General features: G+C 67.8%; 18 protein-coding genes. 8 read left to right on the plus strand and 10 right to left on the minus strand.

The window, feature by feature from the left end:
• Both WAX14_RS07045 and pknB read left to right on the plus strand, forming a co-directional pair.
• On the plus strand, positions 1–1,560 hold the full coding sequence (locus WAX14_RS07045) for a serine/threonine-protein kinase (RefSeq protein ID WP_422627375.1): 1,560 nt from the start codon (positions 1–3) through the stop codon (positions 1,558–1,560).
• Complete coding sequence (gene pknB / locus WAX14_RS07050; RefSeq protein WP_422627376.1) at positions 1,557–3,464, plus strand: Stk1 family PASTA domain-containing Ser/Thr kinase; 1,908 nt, start codon at positions 1,557–1,559, stop codon at positions 3,462–3,464. The genes WAX14_RS07045 and pknB overlap by 4 nt, the downstream gene beginning before the upstream one ends.
• A 98-nt stretch (positions 3,465–3,562) precedes the next feature.
• Here the strand turns inward: pknB and WAX14_RS07055 are convergent, their stop codons facing one another.
• Both WAX14_RS07055 and WAX14_RS07060 read right to left on the minus strand, forming a co-directional pair.
• Positions 3,563–4,225 carry an aminodeoxychorismate/anthranilate synthase component II gene (locus WAX14_RS07055; protein WP_422627377.1) on the minus strand — a complete coding sequence of 221 codons (663 nt, stop codon included), beginning with the start codon at positions 4,223–4,225 and terminating at the stop codon, positions 3,563–3,565.
• A gap of 21 nt (positions 4,226–4,246) precedes the next feature.
• A complete protein-coding gene (locus tag WAX14_RS07060) occupies positions 4,247–4,972 on the minus strand; it encodes a DUF881 domain-containing protein (RefSeq protein WP_422627378.1) in 726 nt (241 codons plus the stop codon).
• A 104-nt stretch (positions 4,973–5,076) separates the two neighbouring features.
• Here WAX14_RS07060 and crgA point away from each other — a divergent pair, with 104 nt between their 5' ends.
• Together crgA and WAX14_RS07070 are read left to right on the plus strand one after the other, a co-directional pair.
• Positions 5,077–5,340, plus strand: a complete 264-nt coding sequence (gene crgA / locus WAX14_RS07065; protein WP_422627379.1) for a cell division protein CrgA — start codon at positions 5,077–5,079, stop codon at positions 5,338–5,340.
• Between the two features lie 80 nt (positions 5,341–5,420).
• Positions 5,421–5,870 (plus strand): PH domain-containing protein, encoded by a 450-nt coding sequence (locus WAX14_RS07070; protein ID WP_422627380.1) that lies wholly within the window; start codon positions 5,421–5,423, stop codon positions 5,868–5,870.
• Here the strand turns inward: WAX14_RS07070 and WAX14_RS07075 are convergent.
• Positions 5,855–6,781 carry a rhomboid family intramembrane serine protease gene (locus WAX14_RS07075; protein ID WP_422627381.1) on the minus strand — a complete coding sequence of 309 codons (927 nt, stop codon included), beginning with the start codon at positions 6,779–6,781 and terminating at the stop codon, positions 5,855–5,857. The genes WAX14_RS07070 and WAX14_RS07075 overlap by 16 nt on opposite strands.
• 11 nt (positions 6,782–6,792) lie before the next feature.
• A complete protein-coding gene (locus tag WAX14_RS07080) occupies positions 6,793–7,320 on the minus strand; it encodes a peptidylprolyl isomerase (protein ID WP_422627382.1) in 528 nt (175 codons plus the stop codon).
• A 94-nt stretch (positions 7,321–7,414) separates the two neighbouring features.
• Here WAX14_RS07080 and WAX14_RS07085 point away from each other — a divergent pair, with 94 nt between their 5' ends.
• Positions 7,415–7,843: a hypothetical protein gene (locus WAX14_RS07085; RefSeq protein WP_422627383.1), complete on the plus strand. Its 429-nt coding sequence runs from the start codon at positions 7,415–7,417 to the stop codon at positions 7,841–7,843.
• 37 nt (positions 7,844–7,880) lie between these two features.
• Here the strand turns inward: WAX14_RS07085 and WAX14_RS07090 are convergent, their stop codons facing one another.
• The gene (locus WAX14_RS07090; RefSeq protein ID WP_422627384.1) at positions 7,881–8,036 is read right to left on the minus strand and encodes a hypothetical protein; all 156 of its coding nucleotides are present in this window, start codon (positions 8,034–8,036) and stop codon (positions 7,881–7,883) included.
• A 279-nt stretch (positions 8,037–8,315) separates the two neighbouring features.
• Here WAX14_RS07090 and WAX14_RS07095 point away from each other — a divergent pair, with 279 nt between their 5' ends.
• Positions 8,316–10,259, plus strand: coding sequence for an acyl-CoA dehydrogenase family protein (locus tag WAX14_RS07095; RefSeq protein WP_422627385.1), 1,944 nt, complete (start codon positions 8,316–8,318; stop codon positions 10,257–10,259).
• A 74-nt stretch (positions 10,260–10,333) separates the two neighbouring features.
• On the opposite strand, the gene WAX14_RS07100 is transcribed toward WAX14_RS07095, so the two are convergent.
• A complete protein-coding gene (locus tag WAX14_RS07100) occupies positions 10,334–11,629 on the minus strand; it encodes a lipase family protein (RefSeq protein ID WP_422627386.1) in 1,296 nt (431 codons plus the stop codon).
• 132 nt (positions 11,630–11,761) lie between these two features.
• The gene (locus WAX14_RS07105; RefSeq protein ID WP_422627387.1) at positions 11,762–13,405 is read right to left on the minus strand and encodes an alpha/beta hydrolase; all 1,644 of its coding nucleotides are present in this window, start codon (positions 13,403–13,405) and stop codon (positions 11,762–11,764) included.
• 139 nt (positions 13,406–13,544) lie between these two features.
• On the opposite strand from WAX14_RS07105, the gene WAX14_RS07110 reads away from it, so the two are divergent.
• Positions 13,545–14,735: a hypothetical protein gene (locus WAX14_RS07110; RefSeq protein ID WP_422627388.1), complete on the plus strand. Its 1,191-nt coding sequence runs from the start codon at positions 13,545–13,547 to the stop codon at positions 14,733–14,735.
• A gap of 65 nt (positions 14,736–14,800) precedes the next feature.
• Here the strand turns inward: WAX14_RS07110 and WAX14_RS07115 are convergent, their stop codons facing one another.
• The 3 genes from WAX14_RS07115 to WAX14_RS07125 all read right to left on the minus strand — a co-directional run bounded on the left by WAX14_RS07115 (position 14,801) and on the right by WAX14_RS07125 (position 17,077).
• Positions 14,801–15,994: a Dyp-type peroxidase gene (locus tag WAX14_RS07115; RefSeq protein WP_422627389.1), complete on the minus strand. Its 1,194-nt coding sequence runs from the start codon at positions 15,992–15,994 to the stop codon at positions 14,801–14,803.
• On the minus strand, positions 15,987–16,499 hold the full coding sequence (locus tag WAX14_RS07120) for a copper chaperone PCu(A)C (protein WP_422627390.1): 513 nt from the start codon (positions 16,497–16,499) through the stop codon (positions 15,987–15,989). The genes WAX14_RS07115 and WAX14_RS07120 overlap by 8 nt, the downstream gene beginning before the upstream one ends.
• Positions 16,500–16,582: 83 nt before the next feature.
• Complete coding sequence (locus WAX14_RS07125) at positions 16,583–17,077, minus strand: hypothetical protein (protein ID WP_422627391.1); 495 nt, start codon at positions 17,075–17,077, stop codon at positions 16,583–16,585.
• 96 nt (positions 17,078–17,173) lie between these two features.
• Here WAX14_RS07125 and WAX14_RS07130 point away from each other — a divergent pair, with 96 nt between their 5' ends.
• Positions 17,174–17,758: a TetR/AcrR family transcriptional regulator gene (locus WAX14_RS07130; RefSeq protein WP_422627392.1), complete on the plus strand. Its 585-nt coding sequence runs from the start codon at positions 17,174–17,176 to the stop codon at positions 17,756–17,758.
• Positions 17,759–17,793: the final 35 nt, after the last annotated feature.

Genomic DNA, 17,793 nt, shown 5'->3' on the forward strand with positions numbered 1-17,793 from the left:
ATGGCTGTGAACAGCGGCACCATGATCGCCGACCGATATCGTCTGCAGCGGCTCATCGCGACCGGCGGTATGGGCCAGGTGTGGGAAGGACTCGACACCCGGCTCGACCGCCGAGTCGCGGTGAAGATCCTCAAGGCAGAACTGTCGGACGACCCGGACTTCTTGACCCGGTTCCGGTTCGAGGCGCGCACCACCGCCCAGCTGAATCACCCCGGTATCGCCGGGGTGTTCGACTACGGCGAGATCATCGACGCCGAAGGGCAGTCCATCGCCTATCTGGTGATGGAACTCGTGCACGGTGAACCGCTCAACGCGGTGCTCGCCAGGGTGGGCCGGTTGTCGTTGGCGCACAGCCTCGACATGCTCGAACAGACCGGCCGTGCTCTGCAGGCCGCGCACGATGCCGGGGTCGTGCACCGTGACGTCAAGCCGGGCAACATCCTCATCACCCCGACCGGTCAGGTCAAGATCACCGACTTCGGTATCGCGAAGGCCGTCGACGCCTCCCCGGTGACCCGTACGGGCATGGTGATGGGCACCGCCCAGTACATTTCGCCGGAGCAGGCACTCGGTCAGGAAGCGACCTCGGCGAGCGACGTGTATTCGCTGGCCGTCGTCGGCTACGAAGCGCTGTCCGGCCGGCGTCCGTTCCTCGGCGACAGCGTCGTCACCGTCGCGATGAAGCATGTGCAGGAGGTGCCCGCACCGCTGCCCGGGGACCTGCCGGCGGGTGTGCGGGACCTCATCGAGATCGGCATGGCCAAGGATCCGGCGCAGCGCTATTCGAGTGGCGGCGAATTCGCCGACGCCGTCGCGACCGTCCGCGCGGGCCGGCCGGTGCCGCCACCCGGCAACGTCCCGCCGGTCACCGGTGCGAACCGGGTGCTGCCGCCCGGTGTGCCGGGCACGACGCCACCGACCGTCGCGACCCGGGCGTTGTCGGCGCAGCAGCCGTACGCCGGCGAGCCGTACACCGGTCCGACCCCGCCGCCACAGACCCCGTACACGGGTCAGACCCAGGTGACGGGCACACAACCGCCGATCGGCGACTCCGGTGGCGGCCTCTCACCGAAGGCGCTGCTGTGGGCCGCCGCGGTCGCGGTGGCCCTCGCGGCGATCGCGCTCGGTGTCGTGTTGTTCGACCGGTCCGGCTCGGACGAGCCGACACCCGGTCCGTCGCCGACGACACGGATTACCACGACGACAGCGCCGAAGCCGACGACGACCACCCGGCCGCCCACGGTCACAGCGACCGTGGAACCGACGATCCCGGTGCCGCCGCCGGTCACTACTGTTCCGACGACCACACCGGAACCGACCACCACTACCCCACCACCGCCGACGACGACCACACCGGAACCGACCACCACGACTCCGGAACCGACCACCACGACGACAACGACCACGGCCATCACCACAACCACCGCAGCCACGACCACGACCACCGAACCGGGAGCCGGAGCCGGAGGCGGAGCCGAGGGCAGCGGTGACGGGGAAGTCGAACCGGGGGCGAGCAACAACACGAATTCGAACAACGAGCCGGAAACAGGAACTTCATGACCACACCGCGCAAGCTCTCCTCACGCTACGAATTGGGTGAGATCCTCGGCTTCGGTGGCATGTCCGAAGTGCACCTGGCTCGCGATCTACGGCTCGGCCGCGACGTGGCGATCAAGGTCCTGCGCGCCGACCTCGCCCGCGACCCCACGTTCTACCTGCGGTTCCGTCGCGAGGCGCAGAACGCGGCGGCCTTGAACCATCCGGCCATCGTGGCCGTCTACGACACCGGCGAAGCGGAAACCGACGCCGGGCCGCTGCCGTACATCGTCATGGAGTTCGTCGAGGGCGACACGCTGCGCGACATCGTGCGCGGCACCGGCCCGATGCCGCCGAAACGGGCGATGGAAGTCATCGCCGACGTCTGTGCGGCACTGGACTTCAGCCACCGCAACCTGATCGTGCACCGCGACGTCAAACCCGCGAACGTCATGATCAACAAGGCCGGTGCCGTCAAGGTCATGGACTTCGGTATCGCCCGCGCCCTGTCGGATGCGGCGAGCCCGATGACGCAGACCGCCGCGGTCATCGGCACCGCGCAATACCTGTCGCCGGAGCAGGCGCGTGGTGAGCAGGTCGATGCCCGCTCCGACGTCTATTCGGTGGGCTGTGTGCTGTTCGAAATCCTCACCGGCGAGCCGCCGTTCAAGGGTGATTCCCCGGTCGCGGTGGCCTACCAGCACGTGCGGGAGGATCCGCCGCTGCCGTCGTCGGTGAATCCCGCAGTGCCGCCGGAACTGGATTCGGTGATCCTGAAGGCGATGGCGAAGAACCCTGCCAACCGCTATCAGAGTGCCGCCGAAATGCGCAGCGACCTGATCCGGGTGCTCAGCGGGCAGCGGCCCAGCGCCCCGATGGTGATGACCGACGACGAACGCACCACCTTCCTCGGCGCCGTCGACACCGATTCGAACTACCGGGACGACGCTGCACCCGTTGCGGCGGCGGCCGGTGGTTCGGGGGGCGGCTCGGGGGGTGGTTCGGTCACGAAGCGTGTCCTGATGGGGGTGGCCGCGGCCGTCGTCGTCGGCATCGTCGGGGTCTTCCTGTGGTCGCTCGGTCCCGGATCGTCCGCGGCGCAGGTCGCGGTGCCCGACGTCCGTAACCTCGCGCAGGCCGTCGCCGAAGCCCAACTCCAGGACGCGGGTTTCCGCGTGTCCGTGCAACCGAAACCGGATGCGGTCGTCGCGTCCGGCAACGTCGTCAACACCCGCCCGGTCCCCGGCACCCAGGCGGAGGAGAATTCGACGGTGACGCTGGAGGTGTCCAGCGGCCCGGAACAACTGCAAGTGCCGAAGTTGAGCGGGATGACCAGGCAGGAGGCCGCGGAGGCACTCACCGAGATCGGTCTGCGTCTGGATCCGAACGTCGGGACGGCATCGTCCACGCAAGCGCAGGTCGACACGGTGGTCTCGCAGGACCCGGCGTCCGGGAGTAAAGCCGACCGCGACAGCGCCGTCACGATCTCGCTCGGTTCCGGACCGGAACAGGTGCGGGTTCCGAACGTGGCCGGTCAGACTCTCGCAGTCGCCCGGGAGAACATCGAGAGCGCCGGATTCACCGTCGAGACCGAGCAGATCGAATCCGGCCAGACCGAGGGAACCGTCGTCTCCACAAGTCCGGCAGGCGGCGCCAACGCCACGAAGGGGCAGACGGTCACGATCCAGGTCTCCAACGGGGACCGGGTCGAGATGCCGGTGATCACGAGCCGGTCGGTGTCCGAGGCACTCGCCACGCTGCGTGCCGCGGGATGGACGGGGTCGGCCTCACAGCTGCAGCAGACCCGCGAGCCGACGCTCGCCCCCGAACTGGTCGGCACGGTCGTCACGCAACAGCAGCCGCCGGGCTCCGAGATTTCCAAGACCCAGACGATCACGGTTGGGGTCGGGGTGCTGGGTATCCGCTGACGGAACCGGAACGAGCGAGGGGCTCGGGCATTACGCCCGAGCCCCTCTCGTGTGCCCGGCTCTCGTGTGTGCGGTACCCGGCCGCGAGATGTGCGGGGTCAGGCGGCACCACCGTCGAGGGCGCGCGCCATGTCGGCCTCCAGCTGCGCGACGAGGCTTTCGTCCGGGGCCTCACCGCACAACGACATCCAGTTCGCGAGCATCCGGTGACCACCCTGCGTGAGCACCGACTCCGGATGGAACTGGACACCGTGAATCGGCAGCTCGGTGTGCCGCAACGCCATGACGATGCCCGATTCGGTGTGCCCGGTCGGTTCCAGCTCGGCCGGCATCGTCTCCGGCAGCACCGTCAACGAGTGGTAGCGGGTCGCGGTGAACGGATCGGGCAGCCCCGCCAGCACCCCGGTGCCGTTGTGGTGCACCAGGCTGGTCTTGCCGTGCAGCAACTCCGGGGCCCGGTCGACGGTCCCGCCGAATGCGACACCGATCGACTGATGTCCCAGGCAGACACCGAGCAGTGGCGTCGTCGTGTCGGCACACGCCCGCACCAGGTCGATGCTCACACCCGCTCGTTCCGGGGTGCCCGGTCCGGGGCTGAGCAGGATCCCGTCGTAGTCCTTCGCGACGGTCGTGAGCGCGCCGGGCGCGGTGAGGCGTTCGTCGTCGTTGCGCCAGATCTCGGCTCGCGTTCCGAGCTGACCCAGATACTGGACCAGGTTGAACACGAAACTGTCGTAGTTGTCGACCACGAGGATGCGCATGACACGCAGCGTACCGACCGGTCAGCGAACGGATGCGCGGCCGGTGTAGGCGGGGACGGCGAGATCGTCGGAGGCCTGCTCGGTGTATCCGAGACCGAAGCGGGTCGCGTACTGCTTGTAGACGGTGACGCCCGGTTCCGCGGCGAGTGCCGCCTCCAGCCGCGCGCGGTCGCCGAGCGCGGTCATCACGTACGGCGGCGAATAGGTCCGCCCGTGCAGCAGCAGTGTGTTGCCGATGCAGCGGGGCGCCGAGGTCGCCACGATCCGCTGGTCCTGCATTGCGATCGCCTCGGCGCCGCCCGCCCACAGGGCGTTGAGCACACTCTGCACGTCCTGCTGGTGCACGACCAGATCGTCGGGGGCGGCACCGGTCGGGTAGCGGCCGTCCGGTCCGCGCGGAGCATCGGTGAGGGTGACGGTGATGCCCGGTCCGCGGAGGGCGGTCAGCCCCGCCGGATCGGCGAGCGCGTTCGCATCGGATACGACGTGTGCGACGTCGTCGTCGGTGGCCGCCGCCCGATCCTGCAGCTCGGCACCGCGGGTCGCGAGATCGTCGCGCAGCTCGCCCAATTCGTCGACCTTCGCTTGGGCGGCCCGAACGAGATCGGACAGCCGGGTCGAATCGGAGGCGCGCAGTTCGTCACCGTCGGACACACCGCGGGTGGTTCCGAGCAGCAGCCCGGCGACCAGGCACACAGCCAGCGCAGCGGAACCCCAGGCCAGCGCACGTATCCGCCCGTCGGACACCCCGATCCTCCCGTCGCCGGTCTGCGTTAGCGTGTACTGAACACATGTAGCTGCCCAACCTACTCTGCCCGCCGCGCGGGCGGTTCCGCACGAGCGAGGACAACATGCCCAAGTCGAAGGTCCGGAAGAAGAGCGATCAGCCGCTCAGGTCGGTGAGTCGCACTCCCGTCAAGGTCAAGGCGGGTCCGTCCAGCACCGTGTACGTCTCGGTGATGCTCGGCCTGATGATCGTGGGCCTGCTGTGGCTGGTCGTGTACTACTTGGCCGCCGAGCAGATCTCGTGGATGAACGATCTGGGTGCGTACAACTTTCTCATCGGGTTCGGTTTCATGGTCGTGGGTCTGATCATGACCATGAAGTGGCGCTGAGATTACACAATTGTGATTCATCCCCACCTGTGGAGAAACCTGTGCATTACCAGCGCGTCCGTGCCGGGGAGCGTTCCTCGGTGAGCGCGCTGCGATGGTCCACGCCACCCGTCGCGATCGCCGCGCTCGTGCTCGGTGGCGGTGTGCTGACGGTGGCCGCGGTCGCGTTCACGACGGACCCGGCGGGACGTTTCCTCGTGGGTGCTGCCGCGCTGCTCGTCCTGGCGACGGCCGCGCTGGCGGCCCGGCAGCGGCCCCGCCTCGAGGTCCTCGACGACAATTCCGGGCTTGCCTGCACACGGGTGACCGGGCGTCAGGTCTTCCCTCGGGCCGCGCTGATGCGCGTACGGATCGTCGAGTACCCGCGCTTCGGCCGCCGGGTACCCATGCTCGAGATCGACGCGCGCGACCCCGGCAGCGGCACCGAACGGCTCATGATCTTCGGCCGCTGGGATCTGGGTGCCGATCCGCGGGACGTGTACGACGCACTCGCACTGCGCGACCTCGCGCCGGATCAGAGACCGAGCTGAGACCGCAACCGCAGCACCCCGAGCACGATCACCAGCGCGGTCACGATCGTGACCGCGCCGAACGCGAGCCACCCGGTCCGGACCACGCGACCACGATCGGTGCCGGCACCGAGGAGTTGCGGGCCGTACAGGAACGCCGCTGTCGATGCCGCGCCGATCACGAGACCACCGAGATGCCCCCACAGTGAGATACCGGGGATGGTGATGCTGATGAAGACGTTCACCGCGACGACGGTGAGCACCGGTGCGGGACTGCGGCGCAGCCGCAGCAGAATCACCGCCTGCGCACCCATGAGCCCGAACACCGCACCGGACGCACCCGCGGTGACCGCGTCGGTCTGCATCAGCATCACCGCCGCCGACCCGCCGAGGATGGACAGCAGATACACGGCGATGTACCGGGCGCGACCGAGAACGATCTCGGTGTCGCGGCCGATCACCCACAGCGCGAACATGTTGACCGCGAGGTGGATCGGCCCGAAATGCAGGAAGCCGCTGCCGAGCAGGCGCAGATATTCGTCGTTGCCCGCGATCATCGGCGGCCACAGCGCGAAATCGAAGAACAGCCCGGACCGCAGGTGATTGTTCATCACGCTCGACGACTGCGCGGCCGTGACCGCGAAGACGAGGATGTTCAATCCGATGAGGATGTACGTGATCAACGGGGTCGGATGTGCGTCGCGCACGGGGGCACCGGCGACGGTGCGCGCCTGCGGCGCGGCGCGGCGGTCCGCGGCGACACAGTCCACGCACTGCTGACCGACCGAGGCGTCACGCAGACAGTCGGGGCAGGCGGGCCGCCCGCAACGGGTACAGGAAAGCAGGGTCGGACGGTCGGGATGGCGAACGCACCGCGGCTGGGGCGGAGGGCCGCCCCCTTCGGCCGCCGGGCCCCAGCCGGGGTTCGTCATGGGTTTCCTTCTCAGGCGATGGTGATGCTCTCGATGACGACGTCGTCGGCGGGACGGTCGTTCCGGTCGGTTGCGGTCTTCCCGATCGCGTCGACGACCTTGCGGGACTCCTCGTCGACGACCTCACCGAAAATGGTGTGGCGACGATTGAGGTGCGGCGTGCGATCCACGGTGATGAAGAACTGCGAACCGTTGGTGCCCGGGCCCGCGTTCGCCATGGCGAGCAGGTACGGGCGGTCGAACTGCAGATCGGGATGGAACTCGTCGCCGAACTGGTAGCCCGGGCCACCGCGGCCGGTGCCGGTCGGGTCGCCGCCCTGGAGCATGAAGCCGGCGATGACGCGGTGGAAGATCGCGCCGTCGTAGAACGGACCGGTGGTCTCGCCCTTGGCGTTCTGCGTCTTGTATTCCTTGGTGCCGTTCGCCAGGCCGACGAAGTTCTCGACGGTCTTGGGTGCGTGATTGCCGAACAGCGAGATCACGATGTCGCCGCGGTTGGTGTGCAGCGTGGCGGTTGCGGTCTGATGAGGTGAAGTCACCTCTCCATCGTGCCATCTGTGCTTCTCGTACGGGTCGAGCGGCTGTGGCGCTGTGACCGGTGATGGGACATCTCACCTGTGACACAGTGGTGTGATGACACGTTCGAGAGTGTGCAGCAGTCACGCGGGCCCCGATGCCGAGTTCGTGCATCCGCCGAAGGAATCGTCCAGCCTCGGCGGTGCGCTGCAGGTGGTGGGTCAGGGTGCGCTCGCGGTGGCGCACACCTCTCTGAGTGCGGGTTCGTATGTGGCTCGCAAGTCGGTGGATCTGGTGAAGGCGGTGACGAGCACCGCTCGTCGTCGGTCGCCTTCCGACGTGGTGGCGCTCGTGTCCGATCCGGCGGCCACCGGGACGGGCCGCGGACGCACATCGCTGATCGCGGTGGGAATCGTCGGCGCCGTCGTGGTCGGGGGTGTGGCGTTTTTCCGCTCCCGGCGTTTCGAGCATCCTCCGGTCGCGCCGGAGCCTCCCCGTATCGAACAGATTCCTCGTATCGATCCGGCGTCGGCAAACACCGATTGACACAGGCGATCGCGCGGTTCCGACAACGACGACCCGGTCACCTGCCTGCGCAGGCGACCGGGTCGTCGTTGTCGGTCTGCCGAGCGAATTCACGCTCGGTGACGCGGATCTGACGGTCGACGATATAGCAGGACAGGGCGTAGAACAGTGCGATGACCACGAACAGGATCGGTACTGCGGCAAGGATTTCCATGTGACGCCTCCGTCGGCGGCTCTCGCACGCCGGGGGATGTGGACGGTCGAGGGGATGTCTGCGTCGACTGGTCCCGAACTGACGTAACCCGGACTGACGTAGCCCACACTACGTATTCGTCGCGAGACGCCACTGTTCACAATCGGCTCGAGGCCGTGATTCCGTTCACATGCCACGGTGACCTCGTATTACCGACCGGTACCGATATTCCCGAACACGTGTTTTGTCTCACATCGAGGCGGATACTGGCCGGTAGGAATCCGATCGGGAGGGCGCGTGATGCCGGAACCAATCCAGATCAGCGAAGAGCAAGCCCGTGCGGTTGCCGAGGAAGCCCGCGAATCGGGATGGGACAAGCCCTCGTTCGCCAAGGAACTGTTCCTCGGTCGACTCGACCTCGACCTCGTCCACCCGTTTCCGCGGCCCACCCCCGACGAGGACGCCCGCACGGAGGCATTTCTGACGAAGCTTCGGCGCGCGTGCCTCGAGATGGACGGTGCCCGCATCGAACGCGACGCACGAATCCCCGACGAATACGTTGCCGCGTTGACCGAACTCGGCTGTTTCGGCATGAAGATCTCACCGGAGTACGGCGGACTCGGCCTGTCGCAGGTCGCCTACAACCGCGCACTGATGCTCGTCGCGTGCGTGCATCCCAGCATCGGCGCCCTGCTGTCGGCGCATCAGTCGATCGGTGTCCCGGAACCGTTGAAACTGGCCGGAACCCCGGAGCAGAAGCGGTTGTTCCTGCCGCGGTGCGCGCGCGGCGCGATCTCGGCGTTCCTGCTCACCGAACCGGACGTCGGATCGGACCCGGCACGGCTCGCGTCGACCGCGACCCCGATCGACGACGGCGCGGCATACGAACTCGACGGCGTGAAACTGTGGACCACCAACGGCGTTGTCGCCGAACTGCTCGTCGTCATGGCTCGGGTACCGCGCAGTGACGGCCATCGAGGCGGCATCTCGGCATTCGTCGTCGAAGCGGACTCGCCCGGCATCATGGTCGAACGCCGCAACGCGTTCATGGGACTTCGCGGAATCGAGAACGGCCTCACCCGAATGCACCGGGTCCGCGTTCCGAAGGAGAATCTCATCGGGCGTGAGGGCGACGGCCTCAAGATCGCGTTGACGACACTGAATGCGGGCAGGCTCGCAATTCCCGCGATGTGCGCGGGCGCAGGCAAGCTGGCGCTGAAAATCTCCCGCGAATGGTCCGCCGAGCGGGTGCAGTGGGGCCGACCCGTCGGTGAGCACGCCGCCGTCGCCGCGAAGATCTCCTACATCGCCGCCTCCACCTACGCGCTCGAATCCGTCGTCGAACTGTCCGGGCAGATGTGCGACGAGAACCGTAACGACATTCGGATCGAAGCGGCTCTGGCGAAACTGTGGTCCAGCGAAACGGCCTGCCGCATCGCCGACGAACTCGTCCAGATCCGCGGCGGCCGTGGCTACGAGACGGCGGCGTCGCTCGCGGCCCGCGGCGAACGGGCGGTTCCGGCCGAGCAGCTGCTCCGCGATCTGCGCATCAACCGGATCTTCGAGGGTTCCAGCGAGATCATGCGCTTGCTCATCGCACGCGAGGCCGTCGACGCGCATCTGAAGGCGGCCGGCGATCTCGCGGACCCGAAGGCCACGGTCGAGGACAAAGCCAAGGCTGCCGCACAGGCCAGTGGCTTCTACGCGAAATGGTTACCGAAACTCGTTGCGGGCAAGGGACAGTTGCCCACCGCATACGCCGAATTCGGTGACCTGGGCCAGCATCTGCGCTACGTCGAACGGTGTTCCCGCAAGCTCGCCCGGTCCACGTTCTACGGCATGGCACGGTGGCAGGCGGGACTTGAGAAGCGACAGAACTTCCTGGGGCGGATCGTCGACATCGGCGCCGAATTGTTCGCGATGGCCGCGGTCTGTACGCGAGCCGAACGGCAACGCGTGGACCGGCATCCCGACGCGTCCGGCGCGTTCGAACTCGCGGACGTCTTCTGCAGGCAGGCCCGGCTGCGCATCGACACGCTGTTCGACGGGCTGTGGGCGAACACCGACGACGCCGACCGGAACCTGACCGGCGGTGTGCTCGACGGCCGGTACACCTGGCTCGAGCACGGTGTGATCGACATCAGCGACGGCACCGGACCGTGGATCGCGGAGTGGACACCGGGTCCATCGGCGGAGGAGAACGTGGCCCGCCCCTACACCGAAACCCGGGACCGGACGACGTAGAGCCCGAAGGAAGGACCCGCACTCGAGAAAACGAGTGCGGGTCCTTCGTCAGCAGATCGGAATCGGCCGCACTGTCAGAACTGGCCGCAATTCGAGGGCGCCGGGAGTCCGTTGAACCGGTCGACCAGGTACGGCACCGACTCGGGCAGTCCGGTGAACATCGGAATCATGTGATTCGCACCGAGACCGGGAAAGATCGGCGGGGTCGTATTCGGCGAGAACTGGACGGTCGCCCCCTGCGCGCACCAGTCCAGAGCGAGCTGCCTGCCCTGGCCGAAGGGCACACTGTCGTCCACGACGGCGTGTTGGATCAGGACGGGAGCCTCCGGCTTCAGCCGTCCGATGCGCTGCTCCTCGACGACGGACTTCGCTTCGGGGAGTCGTTCGAGGATCGCGGAGATGGGTTCACCGGACTTGGTGTAGTTGCTGGTCCGCTGGAATCCGTGCCGGAGAATCGTCTCGGGGACGCACTCGTTCGCGACCTCGGCGAGCATCGCGCGGCCGGCGTCGTTGATCTCGCCGTCGATCTCGTCCTTGACCTGCGGGTAGGCATCCTGCAGCCCGTTGATCGCGTAGCCGATCACACCGGCCAGCGACGTTCCGTCGATCTGGGCGAGGGTCGCGGCGAGGTCGGCCGGGGGCGCGCCCGCCACGGCGCCCCGCACATCCAGGTCGGGGGCGTAACTGGGCGCCAACTCGACGGCCGACGCGGAGGCGCCACCACCCTGCGAGTATCCGAAGAAGCCGACCGGGCCGTCGTCCGGGACGGACGTGCCGGGAAGTCGCTGCGCCGCGCGCGCCGCGTCGAGAACCGCTTGTCCCCCGGCGAGCCGGTTGACATAGGTGTGGACGCCGGGAGTTCCGATGCCGTCGTAGTCGGTGATGACGACGGCGATCCCCTGGACGAGCAGAGCGTCGATGGACAGCAGTTCGTACTCGGTGAACAGCCCCAGCGGCGGTTCGTAGGTCAGCAGATAGTTCAGAGCCTTCGACGGTGCGCACTGGTCGCCCTGCCCGATGGTGCCCGGGGCGAACACGACGAGCGGTCGCTCTCCCGAACCGGACCACGGCACGGACGGCTCGAGGTAGGTGCCGCTCACCGCGTTCGGTGCACCGTTCGCGTCGTTACTCCGGTACAGCAGCCGGGTGCCCTGGGCGGGGAAGATTCCGGTCGACGTCGGGACACGGATCGCGAGGTCCGACGGCTCACTGCGCAGCACGTCACCGGGGTTCCCGGAGGGCAGCGGGCTCGGCGGTGCGTAGAAGTCTCCCTCGGCGTTGGCGATCGCGGGAGCAGCGAGCATGCTCCCCACCACCGCGGCGGAGGCTACCGCCGCGGAGCACCATCTTCCGACACGTCCGATCGCCATACTTCCCCCCAGATGTTCTGCAGTCGACCCGAAAGTTCATGTGCCGTACGACACAGCGCTAGGCACTGTAACACGCAACTTACCGGTCCGTAAGGTTTGGTCGATCCCTGTTCAAGATCAACAAAACGCAGGTCAGCCGCCCATCGCGTCGCGCACCCGGTCGGTGTCCGCCTGCGTCCATCCCTCGGGGACGAGAATGTCCGCCCACAGATCTGCGGCCTCCGGTCCGTAGGAATGGCCGAACCCGTCGGGCACGTCGGCCGAGAACACCATGTCCAGGGTCACCTGCCAGAACGTCACGAACGGAATCCAGCGCATGCCGGGATCCACATCGGGCGCGAGCGGCTCGCGCAGCCAGTCCGGCTTGTTCAGCAGCAGATCGAACGACCACCAGGTGATCGGATCACTTCCGTGCTGCCAGAACACGATCCGCGGAAAATCCCACTCCGCAGGCAGATTCGCGTCGTCCGGATGCGAGGCGAAACGGATGTTGCGCCCCTCGTCGACGATCGGCAGCCGTTCGAGTGAACCCGGATCACGCTGTTCGGTGATCCGTCCCCACGGCTGCGCGAAGTTGGGGGTACCCACGAGCAGTGCCCCGTCGGTCCGCGCCACCATGTCAGCCCCGGACCCGAACGCCGCCTGCCCGCCGTACGAGCCGAGGCTCTCCCCGAACACCACCAGCTTCGGCCGGGCATCCTCCGGAATGTCCTGCCAGACGTCGTACACGGCCTCGAACAGTGCCCGCCCCGCCTCTTGCGGTGATTCCCGGTCCGCGATGAACGCCAGCGGGCTCGGCAGATACGAGTACTGCATCGCCGCGATCGCCGAATCCCCGCCGTTGAGGTACTCGAAGGAGTTCGCGACGTTGCCGTTGACCCAGCCTCGGCCGGTCGTGGTCACCACCGCGAGGGTCTCGCGGTCGAAACCACCCGTCCGCTGCAGTTCGGCGACGACCCGGTCCGCGATGCCCTCGATCGTGTCCGCCGACACCCGGCCCGCGTACACCCGGATCGGTTCGATCGCGGGACGACCCGTCACCGCCTCGATCTGCGCCGCATCCGGGCCCCCTGCGACGAACGTGCGCCCCTCCCGACCGAGAGTGTCCCACCCCTCGGCGGACTCCGGCGATCCGGACCGTTCCGGTGCCGTCGGCTGCTGCACCCCGTCCGCAGTTCCCGTGTCCGAGACCGCGAATGCTTCTTCCGCAGAGCCGAGCAACCCCCGGTACAACGCACCGTTGACGAGCACGACGAGCAACGCGACGACGATCACGAGCGCGGCCACCCGCGCGACCGGAGCCGGCGTGTAGCGGTCGATGAATCGGCTGAGCTTGTTCGTGCCCGCGCGCAGGCCCCGCCCGATGAACAGCAACAGCAGCGCCACCACGAGCGCCACCAACAGCACCGGGATATAGAGGGACCGTTCGACCCGTTCCGTGTGCACGAGGTCGCGGACGATCTGCTGCCACCACGATCCGAGTACCAGGAACACCGGCACCACCACCGCGGTGAGGCCCGCGAGGACCCACCAGCCGGTCCGACGAGTCCGCGGCGACCAGTCGGGGTGCAGTCCGCAACGGCGCACCGCCCACGCGACCAGGCAGCCGATGCCGTAGCCGGTGACGATGCCGATGCCCGTCGCAACCCCTTGCAGGTACCACGCGCGGGGAAGCAACGACGGGGTCATCGACCACACGAAGAACAGCAGCGCAAACGAAAGACCTACCGGATGGAAGGTGCGGGCGAAAGCCCGGGCGTGCGTGGTGGCGCTCATAGGCGAGAAGTGTATGGGTGGAACCGAATAGTCGGTCCCGACACGCCCGTAGCACGGCTACTGCGCGGTATGTGCCCCGATCAGCGATTTCGGTAGCAAGATGTAGGCGGTTCGTTACCTGTGAAGGGAGAGGGCTGTCATGGCGATCGGAGTCGGGCTCCGGATCGGACGAGTCGTGTCCACGGCGGTGGTCGCGTCCAACGAGCCCGGCACCCAGGATCCGGTGGTCATCGCCCGGGACACCGTGCTGCACATCGACGAGGACGGCACCACCTCCCTCGGCGCACGACCGTCCGACAACGAGGCACGCACGCTCGCCGGGTTCCTCGCCCACGTCGGCGAGAACGCGGGCGTCACCGCGAGCGACGGTCGTACGTACCGATCCGAAGACGCGATGGCGACCGCAATCCAGTGTCTGCTGAGTGAAACCGAGCCGCTGCCCACCTTCGGGGGCGCTGACGACGGGACCGACCCCGGTCACACCGCGACCTACCCGTCGCACTGGGATCCCGCAACCGTCGCATCGTTGCGCGCGGCACTCGACTACGCGGATCTGCGGCACATCGATCTGGTGTCGGACGCGCAGGGCGCGGCGATCTGGTACGCCTCGGAGATCTCCGAATCCCCGGGCCAACTGATCGGCGTCTTCCACATCGACGACACCGGTTCGACGGTGACGCTGGTGCGCTCCGGGGTGCCGGCGGGCAAGGCGTTCCGGATGCCGACGAAGGGCGCGCCGTCGCCTGCCTCGCAGCTCGCGAGCGCACTCGGCTCGTTCGGATGGCTGCCCCCGAATCTCGACGCGGTCGTGGTGATGGGCGACGGTCTCGTCGCCCGCGACCGGTCGCGCATTCAGGAGATCGCGAACAGCATCTCGACGAAGCTCATGGTCCGCACGCTCGTCGGCCCGGGCCCGGAGCAGACCGCCGCGCTGGGCGCGGCCATCCTGGCAGCCGGATTCGTGCCCGCCCGTGAAACGAACAGTGCCCGCATCGGGCTTCCCCCGTCGTACGAGGCGACCGATGTGCTCACCGGCGGGCTCGCGCGCATCCGCGCCAAGGAACTGCTCGACGCGGGCGAAGAAGACGTGGTCGTGGCACGACTGCCCGCCGTGCCGAAGTACGACCGCGAGGACAACGACCCCGAGGACAACGACGCCGAGTACGACAGTCCGGCGGACGCCGGTCGCGGAGGGTCGTCGCGCACGCCGGGCGGGGAGGACCGCCGCGCTACCGAGCGCGGCTCCGGCGAGTCCTCCCCGGGCCGGATGGTCCTCATCACGACGGGCCTCGTGCTGATCGTCGCACTCCTGCTCGTCCTACTCCTGTGAACCACCCTGTACCAGAGCATTTTCCGCCCTAGCAACCCCCGTTGCGCTTCCATCGACCAGAGTTGTCAGCCCTCGAGCAGTGTGTCGCCGGGATACCCGTCGACGGCGAATCCGGGTGGAATCACGAACACCGCCGAACCGACCGGGACGATCCACGGATTCAGCGCGTCGTGTTCGGCCAGACGTTGCTGCACCGGCACGAACTGCCGATCGACGTCGGCCTGGTATGCCGCGAAGAGCAAACCCGTCCCGTCGATGTCGTCGTAGTTGTAGCCGCGGCGCAGAAACTGCTCGCCCGCGTTGCGCGGCCGAGCGCGCGCCACATGCGATTCCGGTGGGATCACGGGAATGCCGTGCCGGTCGACAGCCGCGAAATCGGGATCGTCGTGCTCCGCCGAACCGGTCAACGGTGCACCTGTCTCCAGGCTGCGTCCCACCGTGAGTTCCCGTGCGGGACGGTCCAATTCCTCCCAGGTGTCGAGCTCCATACCGATACGTCGCAGCACCAGCGACGAGCCACCGGCCAGCCACGGCGGAGATCCCTGATTCCATACCTGGCCGGCGAACTCCGTGCTGCCTGCCGCCGGATTGACAGTCCCGTCGACCTGCCCCATCAGGTTGCGCATGGTCGCGCCCGCGGGCCGGGTGCCGAGTGCGTGCCGGAAGCCGCGCTGCACCCATCGCACCGATACCTGCGAACGCACCGTCCGGGTGAGTGCGCGCACCGCGTGCGCAACCGTAACGGGGTCGTCGGCGCACACCTGGAGTACGAGATCTCCACCGTTCCAGCGGTCCTCGAGCCGGTCGATCCCGAACGCGGGCAGGGGGCGCAGCCATTCCGGGCGCACCCGCGCCGCGTCTGCGGGTTCGAAAATTCCGGTTCCGAACACCCCTGGACCGAATCCGACGGTGACGGTCAGCCGGGCCGGGTCCCGAGCGAGTTCGGGTTCGCTGTCCCCCAACCCCCCGGTGCCCGTGGTCAACCGGTATGCGTCCTGCGCCCAGACCTTCAGGACACCGACGAGTGCGCGTCGATCGGTATCCGGGTGTAGGTCCAGTGCGACGAACGAGGCGAACGCCTGCGGTTCGGTCTCGATGCCGGCCTGGTGGTCGCCGTGGAACTCGACGATGCGCGGATTCTCGTCACGGGAGGTGGCACGGCCGACACCGGCGGCACCCAATCCCGCAGCACCCAATCCTGCGACGCCGAGTGCAGCGGCGCCACCGCCGAGCAGACGACGCCGCGTCAGCTCAGCCACCGTGGGTCGCCCCCTCGGCTGATCCCGGAGAGTAGTCCTCGCGTGCACCTGCAAAGTCACGTACCTGCGAGGTGAATTCGGTCGACGACCCGTCGTCGAAGGTGAGGACGAACGTGATGTCGGTGCCGGGTGCGACGGGCTCGATCAGGTCCATCAGCATCAGATGGTCGCCGCCGGGCGCGAGGCTGTGCTGACTGTGTGCGGGCACGATCAATCCGCTGTCCATTTCGCGCATCGACATCGCGCCGCCGGCACCGGGGGCCATCTCGTGAAGTTCGGAACGGCTCGAGACCGGACTCGAGACCGCCACGATGTGGACGTCCTGATCGCCGGTGTTGTCCAGTTCGGCGAATGCGCCGGTCATGCCGGAGTCGGCGGCCTTGGTCCACGCCGACGACACGACGATCGAGTCGGCCGCCGTAGCGGGTTCATCGGATCCGCATCCCGCAGTGAACGCAGCGGCTACAAGGGTGGCCGCGGCGAGGAATGTGGTCTGCATCTTCATGGGTGTTCTCCCGAATCGGTCTGTGCGCACGCACAGGTATGCGATCGCCCGCAGGGGCAATCGTGGTAGTAGAGGGGTCGATGTCAGACCGTGACGGGTGGCGCGCGCGGCGCGATGCCTGCGGCTCGGAAGAAGCTGCGCAGGACCGGTATCCGCGGAGGAATCGGCACCACGGTGGGCACCACGAGGCGCGGCGGTGGGGTCGATGCGATACGGCACAGGGCGGTGAGGGCACGGCGGCATCCGCGTTCGGCGGCCACGACGAGCAGGGCGGCGACCGCGGTGGCGACCCCGTGAGCGAGGATCATCGCCGGGCCGGGAACGTGGGTGTGGCCGTCGTCGAACGTCAGCACGACGTGTCCGAGCACCTGGCCGGTCCCGAGGATCACCGCGACCGGTAGACGGGTGCCGGCGGCCGGCACGCCGAGCGCGAGAGTCGTCGCGATCAACAGCGCGACGGTGCTCTGGGAGGGAGTACCCCCGCCGCCGAAGCCGTGGGCGGCGATGCTCATGGCCCCGGAGGTGGCGCCGGCAAACCCACCGCGCATTCGCGCGACGAGAATCTCGGCAACACCCATGCTCACAGGATACCCACGCCGTACTACTGTTCGTAGTATCGGTGCGGGCAGTATCGGTGCGCGCGCAGTGCCGTCACGATCGAGGGAGGAGTGTCCGTGCCCAAGATTTCTGCGGCGACGGTCGTCGAACATCGCGCCACACAACGACGGGCACTTCTCGACGCGGCGCTCGATCTCCTGTCGGAGACGCCGGACGGGGCCCCGTCCCTCGGTGACGTAGCCGCGCGGGCCGGCTTGGCGCGGTCCAGCATCTACCACTACTTCGGGTCACGCGACGACCTGCTGCGCGCCGTCGTCGAGGACATGTTCCCGCGCTGGAACGCCAAGGTGGTCGCGGCGATGAACGCGATCGACGATCCGACCGAGCGGGTCTTCGCCTACATCGAGGTGAACCTGCGACTGGTTGCGGACGGGCGGCACGCCGCCATCGGTGTCCTTGCGAACTTCACACCGCGAGCTTTCACCAGCGAGCACATGCACGCGCTGCACCGGCAACTACTCCTGCCCCTTCTCGATGCGCTGTGTGAACAAGGTGTGCCCGACCCCGATCTGACCGCGGAGTTCATCTACGCGCTCGTCCGCACAGGCACCGAACTGATCGATTCGGGCCGGAGCCTCGACGAGGTGCTGGGCACCGTCCGCGCCCTCGCCACACCGGGACCGGAACGCGCAATCGACTGATCGGCGTTTCACGTGAAACAACACGGTTGTCCGGC

The organism is Rhodococcus sp. (in: high G+C Gram-positive bacteria), from assembly GCF_049299235.1.
Lineage (GTDB): Bacteria > Actinomycetota > Actinomycetes > Mycobacteriales > Mycobacteriaceae > Rhodococcus.

What these genes read in the sequence shown, in the direction of transcription:
- WAX14_RS07055 (WP_422627377.1), bottom strand. Translation starts at nt 4,225, where the DNA reads ATGCGCATCCTCGTGGTCGACAACTACGACAGTTTCGTGTTCAACCTG.
- WAX14_RS07045 (WP_422627375.1), top strand. Translation starts at nt 1, where the DNA reads ATGGCTGTGAACAGCGGCACCATGATCGCCGACCGATATCGTCTGCAG.
- WAX14_RS07075 (WP_422627381.1), bottom strand. Translation starts at nt 6,781, where the DNA reads ATGACGAACCCCGGCTGGGGCCCGGCGGCCGAAGGGGGCGGCCCTCCG.
- WAX14_RS07105 (WP_422627387.1), bottom strand. Translation starts at nt 13,405, where the DNA reads ATGAGCGCCACCACGCACGCCCGGGCTTTCGCCCGCACCTTCCATCCG.
- WAX14_RS07110 (WP_422627388.1), top strand. Translation starts at nt 13,545, where the DNA reads ATGGCGATCGGAGTCGGGCTCCGGATCGGACGAGTCGTGTCCACGGCG.
- pknB (WP_422627376.1), top strand. Translation starts at nt 1,557, where the DNA reads ATGACCACACCGCGCAAGCTCTCCTCACGCTACGAATTGGGTGAGATC.
- WAX14_RS07095 (WP_422627385.1), top strand. Translation starts at nt 8,316, where the DNA reads ATGCCGGAACCAATCCAGATCAGCGAAGAGCAAGCCCGTGCGGTTGCC.
- WAX14_RS07100 (WP_422627386.1), bottom strand. Translation starts at nt 11,629, where the DNA reads ATGGCGATCGGACGTGTCGGAAGATGGTGCTCCGCGGCGGTAGCCTCC.
- WAX14_RS07085 (WP_422627383.1), top strand. Translation starts at nt 7,415, where the DNA reads ATGACACGTTCGAGAGTGTGCAGCAGTCACGCGGGCCCCGATGCCGAG.
- WAX14_RS07120 (WP_422627390.1), bottom strand. Translation starts at nt 16,499, where the DNA reads ATGAAGATGCAGACCACATTCCTCGCCGCGGCCACCCTTGTAGCCGCT.
- WAX14_RS07125 (WP_422627391.1), bottom strand. Translation starts at nt 17,077, where the DNA reads ATGGGTGTTGCCGAGATTCTCGTCGCGCGAATGCGCGGTGGGTTTGCC.
- crgA (WP_422627379.1), top strand. Translation starts at nt 5,077, where the DNA reads ATGCCCAAGTCGAAGGTCCGGAAGAAGAGCGATCAGCCGCTCAGGTCG.
- WAX14_RS07090 (WP_422627384.1), bottom strand. Translation starts at nt 8,036, where the DNA reads ATGGAAATCCTTGCCGCAGTACCGATCCTGTTCGTGGTCATCGCACTG.